The organism is Arthrobacter liuii (assembly GCF_014639275.1).
GTDB classification, from domain to species: Bacteria; Actinomycetota; Actinomycetes; order Actinomycetales; family Micrococcaceae; genus Arthrobacter; species Arthrobacter liuii.
In genome coordinates this window covers 281,436-296,443 of the sequence record NZ_BMFW01000001.1, presented here as the reverse complement: position 1 = coordinate 296,443, position 15,008 = coordinate 281,436, and the positions used below count along the sequence as shown (strand labels likewise).

General features: G+C 67.3%; 12 protein-coding genes. 9 read left to right on the top strand and 3 right to left on the bottom strand.

Annotated features, from left to right (window positions below; all coding sequences use genetic code 11):
• The first annotated feature begins 102 nt into the window (after positions 1 to 102).
• Genes IEW19_RS01315 through IEW19_RS01305 form a run of 3 tightly spaced genes read left to right on the top strand, consistent with a single transcriptional unit; the run spans position 103 to position 5,736 of the window.
• Entirely contained in the window at positions 103 to 636 is a 534-nt protein-coding gene (locus IEW19_RS01315) for a WhiB family transcriptional regulator (RefSeq protein ID WP_188569873.1), read from the top strand.
• 29 nt (positions 637 to 665) lie between these two features.
• Entirely contained in the window at positions 666 to 4,034 is a 3,369-nt protein-coding gene (locus IEW19_RS01310; protein ID WP_188569872.1) for a glycosyltransferase family 2 protein, read from the top strand.
• Entirely contained in the window at positions 4,027 to 5,736 is a 1,710-nt protein-coding gene (locus IEW19_RS01305; RefSeq protein WP_229748244.1) for a DUF5719 family protein, read from the top strand. Before IEW19_RS01310 ends, IEW19_RS01305 begins: the two co-directional genes overlap by 8 nt.
• A 34-nt stretch (positions 5,737 to 5,770) precedes the next feature.
• Here IEW19_RS01305 and IEW19_RS01300 read toward each other — a convergent pair whose 3' ends face one another.
• Positions 5,771 to 6,283, bottom strand: a complete 513-nt coding sequence (locus IEW19_RS01300; protein ID WP_188569871.1) for a metallopeptidase family protein — start codon at positions 6,281 to 6,283, stop codon at positions 5,771 to 5,773.
• A gap of 118 nt (positions 6,284 to 6,401) precedes the next feature.
• Between IEW19_RS01300 and IEW19_RS01295 the strand changes: the two genes are divergently transcribed.
• From IEW19_RS01295 to IEW19_RS01280, 4 genes are all read left to right on the top strand, one after another.
• Positions 6,402 to 6,788, top strand: a complete 387-nt coding sequence (locus IEW19_RS01295; RefSeq protein ID WP_188569870.1) for a DUF3499 domain-containing protein — start codon at positions 6,402 to 6,404, stop codon at positions 6,786 to 6,788.
• A gap of 79 nt (positions 6,789 to 6,867) precedes the next feature.
• Positions 6,868 to 7,095: a Trm112 family protein gene (locus IEW19_RS01290; protein ID WP_188569869.1), complete on the top strand. Its 228-nt coding sequence runs from the start codon at positions 6,868 to 6,870 to the stop codon at positions 7,093 to 7,095.
• A 71-nt stretch (positions 7,096 to 7,166) separates the two neighbouring features.
• Positions 7,167 to 8,633: an adenosylhomocysteinase gene (ahcY, locus tag IEW19_RS01285; protein WP_188569868.1), complete on the top strand. Its 1,467-nt coding sequence runs from the start codon at positions 7,167 to 7,169 to the stop codon at positions 8,631 to 8,633.
• A 64-nt stretch (positions 8,634 to 8,697) separates the two neighbouring features.
• On the top strand, positions 8,698 to 9,936 hold the full coding sequence (locus IEW19_RS01280; protein ID WP_188569867.1) for a L,D-transpeptidase: 1,239 nt from the start codon (positions 8,698 to 8,700) through the stop codon (positions 9,934 to 9,936).
• A 16-nt stretch (positions 9,937 to 9,952) separates the two neighbouring features.
• Here IEW19_RS01280 and IEW19_RS01275 read toward each other — a convergent pair whose 3' ends face one another.
• Positions 9,953 to 10,753 carry an RDD family protein gene (locus tag IEW19_RS01275; protein ID WP_188569866.1) on the bottom strand — a complete coding sequence of 267 codons (801 nt, stop codon included), beginning with the start codon at positions 10,751 to 10,753 and terminating at the stop codon, positions 9,953 to 9,955.
• An 88-nt stretch (positions 10,754 to 10,841) separates the two neighbouring features.
• On the opposite strand from IEW19_RS01275, the gene IEW19_RS01270 reads away from it, so the two are divergent.
• A complete protein-coding gene (locus IEW19_RS01270) occupies positions 10,842 to 11,834 on the top strand; it encodes a stage II sporulation protein M (RefSeq protein ID WP_188569865.1) in 993 nt (330 codons plus the stop codon).
• Between the two features lie 124 nt (positions 11,835 to 11,958).
• The gene (locus tag IEW19_RS01265) at positions 11,959 to 13,176 is read left to right on the top strand and encodes a TIGR01906 family membrane protein (protein ID WP_188569864.1); all 1,218 of its coding nucleotides are present in this window, start codon (positions 11,959 to 11,961) and stop codon (positions 13,174 to 13,176) included.
• On the opposite strand, the gene IEW19_RS01260 is transcribed toward IEW19_RS01265, so the two are convergent.
• Complete coding sequence (locus IEW19_RS01260; RefSeq protein ID WP_188569863.1) at positions 13,167 to 14,996, bottom strand: AMP-dependent synthetase/ligase; 1,830 nt, start codon at positions 14,994 to 14,996, stop codon at positions 13,167 to 13,169. The genes IEW19_RS01265 and IEW19_RS01260 overlap by 10 nt on opposite strands.
• Between the last annotated feature and the right edge of the window lie 12 nt (positions 14,997 to 15,008).

Sequence of the window (15,008 nt, the reverse complement as noted above, 5' to 3'; positions counted from 1 at the left end):
TTACACACGTGTAATTAGGTATCTAAAGCAATTGCGCAAATACCGGCACACAACCGAGTGTCCACGTATCCAGGCAGTGGCTGAACCATCAGGAGGGGCGCCGTGGGGCAAGCAGAGCGTATCCAGGAAGATGCCGTCGTGGCCGGCCAGGCAACGGCAAAGTACCGGGCGCGGGGGGTGCCGGGTGACTGGTACGTGGACCCCGCTGATCCTGAAGCTTCGGAGCGGTACAACAGGAATACCACCAGCGTCCTTGAGGACCAGGCCACGGCGTTCCTCGCGGCGCACCAGGCCCTCCTCGACGGCGGCGCGGAACCGGAAGACGACCTCGATCCGCCCATGGAGCTGGCTGCCGGCGGGACCGCCCAGCCGGTATGGATCGGATTGCCGCTCCAGCAGGATTTCGACGACGACGGCGAGCTGGGTTGGCAGACGGACGCATTGTGCGCCCAGACGGATCCGGAAGCCTTCTTTCCCGAAAAGGGCGGTTCAACCCGCGACGCCAAGAAGGTCTGTGGCGCCTGCAATGTGAGGTCCCAGTGCCTGGAGTACGCGCTGGCCAACGACGAACGGTTCGGCATCTGGGGAGGCCTTTCCGAGCGTGAGCGCCGGCGGCTCAGGAAGCGAGCAATCTAATTCTTCAGGATGTCCATGTCACTGCCGTTGTGGTTGCCCACAACGGCAGTGCCTACCTGCCCAGAACCCTTGCAGCCCTGGCGGCCCAAACCCGCCCGGTTGACCGCGCCGTCGGCGTGGACACGGGCTCCGGTGATGACTCGCACAGCCTCCTGCGGGAAGCCCTGGGCGACGCCTGCGTCGTCAGCCACCCCCGGGGCAAGGGCGGCATGGGCGCCGCGGTCTCCGCCGCGCTTGCGGGGCTGATGCCCTTCCGCGGAAATGCCGACGGCGGCAGGACGGAATGGATCTGGCTGCTGCACGACGACGCCGCGCCGGCACCGGAAGCCCTTGCCGAACTCCTGGGCGCCGTGGAGCGCGCCCCGTCAGTAACCGTTGCCGGTTGCAAACAGCTGGACTGGCATTCGCCGCGGAAATTGATGGATGTGGGCCTCTCCACCAGCCGGTGGGCCGAGCGGCTTACCCTGATTGACGCTGATGAGTTGGATCAGGGCCAGTACGACGGCCGCACCGATACTTTCGCCGTCAACTCCGCGGGCATGCTTGTGCGCCGGGATATCTGGGAACACCTTGGCGGTTTCGACCCCGCCCTGCCCGGCAGCGGCGACGACGTCGACTTCTGCTGGCGGAACCGCCTGGCAGGCCACCGCGTGGTGGTGGTCCCCGCAGCCCGGATGTTCCATGTGGCACACCGGCCGCATGCCCTGGGAAATCCGTCCGCAGCCCGCAAAGCGCAGGTCCACCTGCGCCTGAAGCACAGCCCGCTCTGGATGGTGCCCGTCCACGGTATCGGTGCATTGCTTGGCAGTATCTTCAAGCTGGTCCTGAGTATCGTGGTCAAGGATCCCGGCCACGGCATTTCCCAGCTTCTTGCCACCTGCGTGGCCTTGGGGCGGCCACGGGCTGTGGTCAAGGCCCGTCGATCAGCCAAACGCACGCGGCGCATCCGCCGGTCCGTGATCCGCAAGCTGCAGACGCCCCGCCGCGAGGTGTGGAGCCACCGGCGCTCCTTGATGGAGGCGCTGGGATCCGACGGCTCCGCCGCTGACCACCTGGTGCAGGATCCGCTCGCGCACCAGCCCACCGGCGATGCCGCGGATGACTTTGCCGCCCTCGCCACCAGCAAACGCGGCTGGGTGGGCAACGGTGCCCTGGCCGCCGCCATCATCGCATCAGTGGCCTCGCTCCTGGCCCTGGCAGGACTGTTCCGGGCCGGGGCCGTTTCCGGCGGAGCCCTGATTCCTGTCTCCGCGGGCCTGGGGGACATCTGGCGCAACGCCTCCAGCTGGTGGGTCAGCCTCGGAGCGGGCCTTCCCGGCCACGGCGATCCCTTTGACTATGTCCTGTGGATCATCGGTCTCTTCGGCGGAGGCGATGCCAACCCGGCCATGGCTTGGCTGTTCCTGCTCGGGGCACCTCTGTCCGGACTGACCGCGTGGTTTGCCGCGGGCGGCGTGACCGTCCGCCGCCGGCTCCGCTTCGCGGCGGCGATCTTTTGGGCTGCTGCGCCAGCACTCCAGGCCGCCCTGAACCAGGGACGCGCGGGCGCGATGATCGCGCACATCATGCTGCCGCTGGTGGTCCTGGGCCTGCTGCGGGCTACCGGCTCGGCTGTGGGTCACGGCCGCTTCAACCCCGCTTCAGCACCTGGATACGGATCCGCTGAACAGCGCCTGGCCAAGGCGGGAATCAACGGAGTGCCCTCGTGGACGGCGGCCGCAGCCGCGGGCCTGGCGCTCGCGGTCACCACCGCCTCAGCACCCTCCCTGCTCATCCCGGCAACGGTGGTCATCATGCTGTGCGGCATCCTGCTGGGCCGGCGCGGGCGGACGGTGTGGTGGGCACTGTTGCCCAGCGCAGCCCTGTTTATCCCATTCGCGCTGTCCACCCTTGACCGGCCGCGCGCACTCCTGGCCGACCCCGGACTCCCGCTTGGCTTCGGCTCCGCCCCGTTGTGGCAGCAGATGCTGGGCCAGCCCCTGTCGTTCGACCCCGCCGGCGGCCTTCAGGGCCTGGCGGCCTTCACCGGCGGCACCATGCCTTGGGCCCTGCTGCTGGCGCTGCTCATCGCCGGGCCGGTGCTGGCCCTTGCCGTTGTGGGACTCTTCAGCCCGGGGCGCCGGGCACGGACTGCCACTTGGTTCTGGATCGCGGCAATTATCGCCCTTGCCGGCGGTTGGCTTGCCAGCCACGTGGCCACCGGCCTGAACGTGGGCGTCATGGTGACGCCTTTCACCGGACCGGCAGTCTCCGCCGCGTCCTTCGCCATCCTCGCAGCGGCACTCCTCGGCTCCGAGCAGCTGCTGTCAGCAACGGACCGGACATCAGGCGGCGGGGCCAAGACCAGGACGGCGGTCCGGGCGGGCCTTGCGCTGGGCCTGGTGGTACTGCTTGCCGGACCGCTGGCCGGCATGGCCGCCTGGTCGGCGCAGAACCTGCTGCGTCCCGCCGGCACTGCCCCCGGACTGGCAACGGCAACCCAGAGGGCAACCCCCGCTGCAGCCGCTTCCGTGACCGCGGGAGCGCTCGGTACTCCGCGGCTGGTGGAGGCCGCCACCGGCCGGTCCCTTCCTGCCACCGCCATCGACCGCGGCACCGGCCCCGAACAGACGCGGACCCTCCTCCTCAGCACCGCGGATGACGGCACCTTCAACGCCTCCCTGATGCGCGGCTCCGGCACCACCCTGGACAGCCTTTCCGCCATCGCCTCCGCGCGGAACATCATCGGCGCGCCCGGTGCAGAAAAGGTGCGCGACGACGACGACGTCACCGCAGCTGTCCGCCGCGTAGTGGCCACGCTGGTGGCCGGGCACGGCGTGGACCCGCGTTCCGACCTCGAACAGCTCGGTGTCGGATTTGTGGTGCTCCGCTCCGCGGACACCGCAGCCCAGTTGACCGCCAGCCGGATGGACGCGGTTCCCGGCTTGGTGGCCGTGGGGCAGACCGACGTTGGCTGGCTCTGGCGCATCAGCCCGCTGAACCAACCGACCCAGCAGGCCGCCGACGTTGCCCATCGCGTCCGCGTCGTCGACGCCAGCGGTGCGGTCACAGGTTTGGTCGCCTCCGGGACTGCCGACGTCGATGCCGCTATCCCGGCAGGTGCCGAAGGCCGGTTGGTGGTACTTGCCGAGCGCGCCGACCCCGGATGGAGCGCCTGGCTTGACGGACGGAAGCTGACCTCCACCACCTCAGGCTGGTCCCAGGCCTTCACCCTCCCGGCATCGGCCGGTCAACTGAGCGTCCGATACGAAAACCCGTGGTCTTTCTGGGCTGCGGCCGGCCAGATTACGGTGATAGGGCTAACCGTCATCCTCGCAATCCCCATGCCGGCTCGACGGCAGCGGACCGGCCTCTCGCGTGACGAGGGCTCCCTGCGTAAGGAACACCAAAATGCATGAGCACGCCCCACCGGCCGCCGGCAGGGATGCGGCTAAGGCCGAAGAACCGGGTTCAGCGGAATCGTCTGCTTCACCCGAAAAACCGGCGCCGGCCGGGAAACCGTCCGGCCGGGGCGCCACCCGGCTGCCGGGCGGCAAGGGCCGCGCAGCTTCCCTGGCCGCAGTGGCGGCAGGCGTCCTTGTCCTTGCCGGCGGGGGAGCCGTGGTGGCCGCCGGATCGCTGGTCGCCGGGCCTGAATCCAGCAGGACTGTACCGGCGGCGGAAGCCGCTGTGCCCGCGGGAGCCAGCCTCGGCGTTTGCCCCGGCCCCGCACGGCTGCTCGAAGGTACCGATGCAGGCACTGATGCCCAATTCCGGCCTGAGTCCGCCACAGCAGCAACCAAAGTCAGTGCCGCTGTACTCAGCGCGGGAGGCGTGCTCCCGGGGAGCCGGCTCGCGCGCCTTGACGGAACAGCCGCCGTCGACATCGCCAGGGATCCGGGCCCGGCCCCCACTGCCGCAGCCCCGCAGGAGCTGCTTGCCGGCGTGGTGGCCGACAAGCCGGTGGATCAGGTGAACGTCCTCAGCGCCAACGCCCTGGCAAACCAGAATGCATCAGCCGCGGGTGCCATGAAATACACGGCCAAAGACGGCGACCTGCAGGGCAGCGCCGCGGCTACCTGCGGGCAGCCTTCGAACGACCAGTGGCTGGCGGGCGCCAGCACCACTGTTGGCCGCACCTCGGTACTCGCGCTGACCAATGCATCCACCACGCCCGCCACTGCGAGCCTTGAATTGTTCGGTGCCGGCGGGCAAGTCCAGGCGCCAGGCAGCCGTGGACTGCTGGTTGCCCCGGGAACCACCCGCAGCGTAGTCCTTGCGGGACTGGCGCCCAATGAGTCCCAGCTCAGCGTGCACGTCCGCAGCGCCGGTGGCCCGGTTGCGGCCTCCATCCAGCAAAGCGTCCTGCGCGGCCTCACCCCGGGCGGCGTTGATTTCATCAGCCCGGGAACTGCCCCCGCTGTCCGCCAGGTGATGACGGGGGTGGACATCCAAGACCCCGCCCGGGTTGCTGCCCTCACGGCACAGCCCGGTTACCGGGACGCCGGGCCAGCCCTCGAACTGACTGTTCCCGGCGCGTCGGATGCCGTGGTGGAGATCAAGCTGTACGGACGCGACGGACAGCATGCGCTTCCGTCCGGCGGCGTCATCACCGCGAAGGCCGGTTCAACCACTGAGGTCTCCCTTGCCGGGGTACCTGCGGGCCAGTACACCGTGGCGGCCTCGTCCGACGTTTCCTTCGTCGCCGCCGCACGCATGAGCCGGGGGCTGCAGGCAGGGCAGCCCTTGGATGTGGCGTGGGCGCCTTCCGCTGTCCGGCTTGGCAGCCAGCACGTTGTTCCCGTCCCCAAGGGCGGCCTTCGCCAACTGGTGTTCGGAGCCTTGGACACCAGGGCCACCATCACCTACGCACCAATCACGGCCGATGGCAAGGTCCGGGCAGCCGCCACCGCGGACATAGCGGGCGGAACCACGGCCTCCATCGCGGTTCCGGAACAGGCCGAAGGGGCCGACGTCGTGGGCTATGTTGTGTCCGCCTCAGGTGATGCCGCCTATGGAGCGGTGCTCTTGGGGCAGGACGGCCGCAATGATGTTTCATCCCTGGCTTTCCTGGCTGCAGCGGCCGGTCAGGAAACGGTCCCGGTTACGCTCGGCTACTAAAAGGGCTGCAGGAAGTCCTTTCCGCACCCCGGTGTCAGTAGCGGCGGCGGTACACGGGGTCCAGGGTTTCCGGCGCCACGCCAAGCATTTCCGCCGTGTGCTCCACCACCACGTCGTGGACCAGGTCCTGGAGTTCTTCCACGGTGGAGCATGCCTGCTCCACCACGCGCCGGTACACGGTGATGGTTGGGCCGTCCCCACCGGCAGCCGGGGTGTAGGAGCCCATGGGGGCCATTGACGCATTGGCGGCCAACTGCTCGAGGTCCGGCGGGATCTCATCCACGCCAAACCTCACACCGTCGAGGGTTTTCCCCCAGATGTCGTGCAGCCGTTGGGCGGAGTCCAGCACCATGTCGTCAAAGCGGTCGGCGCGGGTCCGGTATCCGGGGTGGGTGGGCAGCATGATCTCGCCGCGAAGGCCGCGTCCGTGGCGGTTCCGGCGCCGCCTGAAAAAGTTCCTGCCGTCGGTCTCCACGCCCAGGGCCGAGGGGGCATCCGGGTCAGCCAACCGGACCGAAAAACCTGATTCATGGTTCGATGACTGCATACATCGACTGTAAACCCGGGGGAGGATTTACGCGATACATCCCCTTGGCTCCGGGAACGCGTCGCCCCCGGGGCGCCATGCGCGGCTTTTGTGCGGCGAAGGGGTAGTCTGTGATGTCGTGGGAGCTATCCGTCAGTGTTCAAGGTCTGCCTGCCGCCAGTCGGCGGTAGCCACCCTGACGTACGTGTATGCAGACTCCACAGCAGTCCTGGGCCCGCTGGCCACCTACGCGGAGCCGCACTGCTACGATCTCTGCGAGCAGCACGCTGATTCGTTGACGGTTCCCCGTGGCTGGGAAGTCCTGCGCCTGGCAATGCCTTCCACCCCGCAACAGCCAGGGCCGGATGACCTGCTGGCGCTCGCAAACGCAGTCCGTGACGCCGCTGCACTCCCTCCCGAAGCGCAACCGGCCACGCAGCGCGCCCACCATTCCGCCCTTGAGGCTCCGGCAGGCACTGAAGGTGCACGTCGGGGGCACCTTCGGGTCCTTCGGGAACCTTCCTGACCCCCATCTGGCGGTAGGCTGGAGGCTGCACCTCTTTTCCGCTACAGGCGCGAGCGCGCCCGCCAGGGAGCATGAACAAATGCCAAAGATCAGTCCCGAACTGTTGTCCGTCCTGCGTTGCCCCGTGACCGGTTCGCCGCTGGTCCAGGAGGGGGAGGAGCTGGTGGCCACCACCGCCGGGGACACGGGCATCAGGAACCGGTACGCCATCGAGGACGGGATCCCTTTGCTGCTGCCTCCGGAACTGCTGGCCGCAGCAGCCTCGGCAGGTTCTGACCAGCATGATCCCGCCGCGGCAGGGCACTAGTAAACCTCCGCCCGCACAGAAACAGCAGAACGGGGACTGGACCAGGACCCGGACCAAGCAAAGGACCACCCATGACTTTTGACTACAAAGTTGCCGACATCTCCTTGGCGGAAGCCGGCCGGCACCAGATCCGCCTTGCGGAGCACGAGATGCCCGGCCTGATGTCCCTCCGCCAGGAGTTCGGACCCACCCAGCCCCTCAAGGGTGCCCGGATCGCCGGTTCGCTGCACATGACGGTGCAGACCGCGGTGCTGATCGAGACCCTCACCTCGCTGGGCGCCGAGGTCCGCTGGGCCTCCTGCAACATCTTCTCCACCCAGGACGAAGCCGCCGCGGCCGTGGTGGTGGGCAAGGGCACCGTTGAGGACCCGCAGGGCGTGCCGGTGTTCGCCTGGAAGGGCGAGACGCTGGAGGAATACTGGTGGACGGCCGAACAGATCCTCACCTGGCCCGGTGCCGAGTCCAACCCCGGGCTGGGTTCCAACATGATCCTGGACGACGGCGGCGACGCCACCATGCTGGTCCACAAGGGTGTTGAATTCGAGGCCATGGGCAACGTTCCCTCCGCCAATCCGGAAGACTCGGAGGAATACGGCATCTTCCTCGACGTGCTGCGCCGCTCACTCGCCGCCGACCCGCAGAAGTGGACCCGGACGGCATCCACCATCAAGGGCGTCAGCGAGGAAACCACGACCGGCGTCCACCGCCTGTACCAGCTGGCGGACCAGGGCAAGCTGCTTTTCCCCGCCATCAACGTCAACGACTCCGTGACCAAGAGCAAGTTCGACAATAAATACGGCATCCGCCACTCCCTGCCCGACGGCATCAACCGGGCCACGGACGTGCTCATGGGCGGCAAGGTCGCCGTCGTCTGCGGTTACGGAGACGTCGGCAAGGGAGCCGCCGAGGCGCTGCGCGGCCAAGGCTCGCGCGTGATCGTCACGGAAATTGACCCCATCTGCGCGCTGCAGGCGGCCATGGACGGCTACCAGGTGGCCAAGCTGGAATCAGTCCTCGCGCAGGGCGACATCTTCATCACCACCACTGGCAACAAGGACGTCATCCTGGCCGAGCACATGGCCGGAATGAAGAACAAGGCCATCGTGGGCAACATCGGCCACTTCGACAACGAAATCGACATCGCCGGGCTCGCCCGCATTCCCGGCGTCAAGAAGGTCGAAATCAAGCCGCAGGTCCACGAGTGGGTCTTCGACGGAGGCACCGGCGCGGAGCGCTCCATCATCGTCCTGTCCGAGGGCCGCCTGCTCAACCTCGGCAACGCCACGGGCCACCCGTCCTTCGTCATGAGCAACTCGTTCGCCAACCAGACCATTGCCCAGATCGAGCTGTGGACCAAGCGGGACCAGAACGAATATGAGAAGAAGGTCTACGTCCTGCCCAAGGTCCTGGATGAAAAGGTGGCCCGGCTCCACCTGGACGCCCTGGGAGTTGAGCTCACGGAACTGAGCAAGGACCAGGCCGAATACCTGGACATCGATGTCGCCGGTCCCTACAAGCCGGAGCACTATCGTTACTGAGACGTAAGGGCCCGGGCGTCTTCAAACGCCCGGGCCCTTGTTTTCTGCACGTAAAATCAAAGACATGGAGCCTGATGTAAAGCCCCGTCGCCGGGGGACTGCCAAGAAAATCCTTGCCGTGGCTGCCGTCTGCGTCCTGGCTGCCGTGGGCGGGGTTTTCGCCGCCGTCGCTCCCGGCCTTGCAGGTGGGCCCCTTGAATCGGAAGCAGGCTCCGCACTGCGGACGTCGCCGGGCATGGCGTCGCCCGTCGTGCCGCCGGTGACACTTGACGCAGCGCCCACCAACGGCGCCAAGCAGGTGAACCCGGCAGCCCCGGTTTCCCTCAAAGTGGGCAACGGGACCATCCAGCGCGTTACCCTCGCCAGTACAGCGGGGAAGACCATCGACGGCAGCATCGACGCCGGTGGGAAGGCGTGGTCCGCCACCGGGCCCCTCGAGTTCAACACCGAGTACAGCTACACCTATGTGGTCAAGGACTCGGCGGGACGCGAGACAAGCACCACACAGTCGTTTAACACCGTGTCCAGCTCCCACGAGGCTGACGCCGCCGTCTACCCGCTGAACGGCATGAAGGTTGGCGTGGGACAGCCCCTGCAGGTCATCTTCAGCGAGCCAGTGACCAACCGAGCCGCCGTGGAAAAGGCCATCAAGATCACCACCACGGCGGGACAGGCCGGGGCGTTCCACTGGTACAGCGACACCATGGTCCGGTACCGCCCGGAGAACTTCTGGGCAGCAAACTCCACCGTCACCATGGACATGCAGCTCTTCGGGGTCGACCTTGGCAACGGCCAGATCGCCAACTTCAACAAGAAGGTCAATGTCTCCATCGGGGACAAGAAGGTCGCTGTCGCCGACGCCACAGCCCACACCTTCACGCTGAGCGTCAACGACCAGCCCGTCAAGACCCTGCCCGTCAGCATGGGGGACAAGCGCTTCCCCTCCGCAAAGGGTTACGCGGTGCTGATGGAGAAGAACCGTTTCGACCACTTCAGGGCGGCAAGCATCGGACTGAAGCCCGACGATCCCGCCTATTACGGAGAAGCCGACGTCGAGTACACCATCCGCCTCACCCTAAGCGGCGCCTACATCCACCAGGCACTTGAGTCCGCGTATCCGTACATCGGCAACACCAACGTGTCCCACGGCTGCATCGGATTCCTGCCGGAGGGGGCAGCGTGGGTGTTCGACAACATGGGAACCGGTGACGTGGTCCAGATCATCAACACCGAGGGTGACTATGCAGCGAAAACTGACGGGTATGGCGACTGGAACATCCCGTGGAGCGAATACGGCAACTGAGTCAGTTGCCGAACGGTCAGTTGCCGAACGGCAGGCGCTGGAGCCGTTGCCCCGTCTCCGCGTTCCGTCCGCGCGACTCCGACAGCCGCGTGAACTCCCTGTTCCGCCGTTCAGCTACGACGGCGGCAAGGTAGTCATCGGGGCCGGTCCCCGGCGGCGGGGCCGGGGCGACGTGGACTGAGAGTTCAGCGGCGATTGCCGCCGCCATTCCTGCCCTGGAAAGCGGGGCCATCCTGCCCGCTTGGCGGATAAACTGGGAGGCCCTGCGCGATGCGGCGTCAGGGATGCGCCCGATGTCCGCCGCGGCGGCCCAGGACTGCAGGTGGGGCGGTACAAGAACCCGGATGGCCTCTTCCGCGGGCACCCGGCAGCGCACGGCGTAGGTGCCGGCGAGCAGGTCGCCCAGCCGCCTGGACTTGTCGTTGAAGAGCGCCACGGCGATGGCAAGCCCACCGAACGTCAGATAGATCTCGAGGAATCCGGTCAGTCCGCGGATCAGGGCGTGCCGGAACCGGATGGCGCCGCCGTCCTCACGCACCACCCGCAGGCCAGTGGCCAGTTTGCCGAGCGACCGGCCCCGGCCCAGCGTCTCCACGCCCACCGGCACCACCACCAGGCAGAATACGACGGCGGCCAGGCCAAAGGCCCGTGTGGCGGCCTGGTCAAGGTCCGCGCCTGCGGCGGACAGGCCGATCATGATCAGCACGAGCAGGACTACGTGCAGGACGGCGTCGATGACCAGGCCAAGGGCCCGTGCGGCAAAGCTCGCGGGCCGAAGCTCGAGAACCACTGCCTCGCCGGTGATGATCGGACTCACGCAGTGTCCCTGCCCTTCGCAGCTGATGGTATGGACGATCGAATGGCCCAGACGGTCAAAGTCTAATGCCGGGGGCTAGGCTGTTGCCGTGGACCTGGATGCCTTCGCTGCCGTTAATGCTGACAAGTGGGCCCGGCTGCAGGAGCTTGCACGCAAGGGCAGGCTCACCGGCGCCGAGGCCGACGAATTGCTGGCGCTGTATCAGTCCACGTCCGGCCACCTGTCGCTGGTCCGTTCCGTAGCGCCGGAAAGCGGGCTGTCCGCCTCCCTCTCAGCCAAGCTGGCCCTGGCCAGGACCCGCTTCACCGGCGCACGGTCCAACGCCACGGCTGACCTTGCGAGGTTCTTCGTGGTGGCGCTGCCGGCGGCGCTGTACCGGCTGACCTGGCCTACGCTGGCATGCGGAACAGCTTTCGTCCTCATCGCTGCTGTGTACGGGGCATGGATCGGGTCGTCGCCCGAGGCGCTCAGGGCCGTGGCCACGGAGACCGCGGCTGCCCAGTACGTGGACAAGGACTTCATCAACTACTACTCGGAAAACCCTGCGGCGTCCTTTGCCGGGGCCGTCTGGACGAACAACGCCTGGATCGCTGCGCAGGCTGTGGCCCTGGGGATTACCGGGGTCTGGGTGCCGATGATCCTGTTCAGCAACGCGCAGGGAGTGGGTATCGCCGCGGGCATCTTCGCTTCGGCCGGCAAATCCGACGTCTTTTACAGCTACATCCTCCCGCACGGACTGATGGAGCTGACGGCTGTCTTTGTTGCCTCCGCCGCGGGACTGCGGATCTTCTGGGCCGTGGTCGCGCCCGGGCCACGTACCAGGGGCCGCGCCGTGGCCGAAGAGGGCCGGTCACTGATCACGGTGGCCCTGGGGCTCGTTGTGGTGCTGTTCGTCTCGGGCCTGGTGGAAGGTTTCGTCACGCCAAGTCCGCTGCCGGCGTGGGCCAGGATCGGCATCGGCGCGGCGGTTCTCGCCGCGTACTGGGTGTACGTCCTGGTACTGGGCAGGCGGGCTTTCCTCGCCGGGGAACATGGGGATCTCCGCCCGCAGGATGCCGGCTACACGGAAATCGCTGCCTGAATCGTTGTAATCCTGCCGGGGTGGTTCCTCGCCCAGCGGAAGTCCCAAACGGTAGGCTCGTCAGCAGAATGAAGCGCGCCGGCGGACTGGGACCGGTGCGGAACCCAACGGAAGTGACGCTGCTGTGAATGACGAAACACCGGCCCGCGCCAAAAGCGCTGCGCCGCAGCCGGAACCTTTCCTGGATACGTCCGGGGATTCCGACGAGCCCGCGTTCTCCTGGCTGACGCCCACTGGCGGGGATAGGGTCGGCGGGGCAGACCCGAACAGGGAAGAACCCGGCCGGGAAGAACCTGGCCGGAACAAACCCGCGGAAGAGGGCAAGGCCCGGCAGCCCGAAACCAGGGCCGACCGCAAGGCGGCCGAAGCCGCCGTCGGGTCCTCCACGGCGCGAAATCCCGCTGCCGCGTTCTCCACGGCGGGACGTCCCGCCGTCGGGTCGTCCACTGCCGGCGCTTCCGTGGACGAGCCCGGCGCGGCCGGCGCTTCCGTGGACGAGCCCGGCGGCAGCAACGTTTCGCCGGTATTCAACGAACCGCTTCCCACCTCAGCGCTGCACGTCCGTCCCCCTGAAGAGGAAGTGGAGCGCCGCAACGCCCAGCGCGAAAGCGCCGCGAATGCCAAGCCGGTGGCGCCGCGCGTCATGCAGGTCCTCCTGGCCATCGTCTTTCCGGCGACCCTCCTGATCCTGGCCGTGCGTGCCGTGACCAGTCCGATCTTCCTCTGGGTGGAGTACAACCGTCCCGGCTTCCCCGGCGATGGATACGGCTTCAGCACCGACGACAGGATGACGTACGGCTCCTACGCCGTGGACTACCTCAGCAACTGGGCCGGCCCCAGGTATCTGGGCGACCTGGTGCAGCGCGGCGGCGAAAAGCTTTTCAAGGACGGTGAAGTCAGCCACATGGCGGACGTCAAGGTGGTCATCCTGTCCACCTTTGGTGCCGGCGTGCTGCTGCTCCTCCTGGCGCTGATCGCCATCCTGTACCTGCGCAGGCGCAGCACCGGCGGAATCCGGCGCGGCCTCTTCGCCGGGTCCATCATCACGCTGGTCCTGATCCTGGGTCTCGGCACGCTGGCGGCACTGGGCTGGCAGCGGTTCTTCACCGAATTCCACCGGATCTTCTTTGCCGACGGATCCTGGACCTTCAGCTTGGACGACACCCTGATCCGGCTGTTCCCCAGCCAGTTCTGGATGGACGCCGGCATCGTCATCGCCGGCCTGGTGCTCCTGGCATCCATCGTGACGCTGGTGCTTACCTGGCCCACGCGCCGCCGCCGGGGTGTACCGAAGCAGGAGAAGCCGGCTGATGCGGACCAGGAAATGGTCGGTCAGCCGTAGATTTTGGCGATCTCCGCCTCGAATTCCTGAACGACGGCGGACCGCTTAAGTTTCAGGGACGGCGTCAGTTGCCCTGATTCCACGCTGAACTGGACGTCCAGCAGCGTGAACGTGCGCACCGACTCGGCCTTGGAGACCATCTGGTTGGCCACGTCTACGGCCTCCTGGATGGCAGCGCGGACTTGCGGGTCGCCGGCGGCCTCGGCGAGGGGGAGCGGAGGCAGGCCACGTTCGGCCCGCCAGTTGGCGACGCCGTCCGGGTCCAGGGTCAGCAGGGCGGACACGAAGGGCTTGCCGTCGCCCACCACCACGGCGTGGCCCACCAGTTGGTGGATGCGGATCTTCTCCTCCAGCGGCCCGGGGGCAACATTCTTTCCGCCGGCCGTAACCAGCAGGTCCTTCTTCCGGCCCGTGACTGTGAGGAAGCCGTCCTTGTCCAGTTCGCCTAGGTCTCCGGTGCGGAAGAAGCCGTCCACGAACGCTTCGGCGTCCGCTGCCGGGTCGGAGTGGTAGCCCCTGAAAACGCCGATTCCCTTGACCAGGATTTCTCCGTCTTCGGCCACCCGGATGGTGGTGCCCGGAATAGGTATCCCCACCGTTCCTACCTTGGTGCGGGACGGAGTGTTGGCGGTGCACGGCGCGGTGGTCTCCGTCAGCCCGTACCCCTCAAGGACGGGAATGCCCACGCCACGGAAGAAGTGGGCATCCTCGGAAGCCAAGGGACTGGCTCCGGAGACCGTGTATCCCACCTCGCCGCCCAGCGCCTGGCGCAGCCGCGGATAGACCAACCGGTCATATACCGCATGCCGGGCCCGGCTGAGCAGCCCGGGGCCCGGTCCCTCGCCGCGGTTTTGCCGGTCCTGTTCGCGCGAGTACTCGATGGCCGCGGCGGACGCGGCGTCGAAGAGCCTGCCCTTGCCTGCCAGGGCCGCCTTGTGCGCGGCCGCCGCCCGGACCTTTTCGAAGATGCGCGGCACCACCAGCAGGAATGTGGGCCGGAACGTCCCGAGGTCATCGAGCAGCTGTGCCGCGCCGGGGGTGTGTCCCAAAGTTGCCCCGGCGGCGAGGCATACCACCTGGACAGCCCGGGCAAGTACGTGGGCCAGCGGCAGGAACATCAAGGTGCGGGATTGGTCCTTCTGCAGAACTTCGGGCAGGAACGCCACGATGTTCTTGGCCACCAGGGCGAAGTTCCCGTGGGTGATTTCGCACCCCTTGGGCTTTCCCGTGGTGCCTGAGGTGTAAACCAGGGAGGCGATGTCCGCCAGGCCCGCGCGGGTGCGCTGCCGTTCCAGCTCCGTGTCACTGACTCCAGTGCCTGCAGCGGCGAGGCTGGCAAGATCCGGGGCCTCGCCGTCGTAATCCATCCGCACCACGTTGACCAGGCGGTCGCTGAGCGCGGCAGAACCGGCCACTACGCCGCTGACCAGCTGCACCAGGGCACGGTCACCAGCAAACACCCGGCGGACTCCTGCGTCCTGGATGATCCACTCCACCTGGCTTGCGGAGGACGTTTCATAGATGGGCACCGTGACCCCGCCGGCGAACCAGATGGCAAAGTCCACCAGCGTCCACTCGTAGGAGGTTGGCGACATCACGGCCACGGTGTCGCCCGGTTCCAGGCCGCCCGCAATCAGGCCCTTGGCCAGCGCGCTGATGTCCTGGAGGAACTTCTGCACGGGAACGTCCACCCAGCCATTGGGGCCCTTGCGCCGGTACAGGGCGTGGGCCGGGTTGGCGGCGTGCTGCTCCAGCAGCAGGTCAGTCACGTTGCTGTTGGCGTCAAGCTCAACCAGCAGTTCCGTGCTCGCTTCTCTCACAGCAGGTCTCCG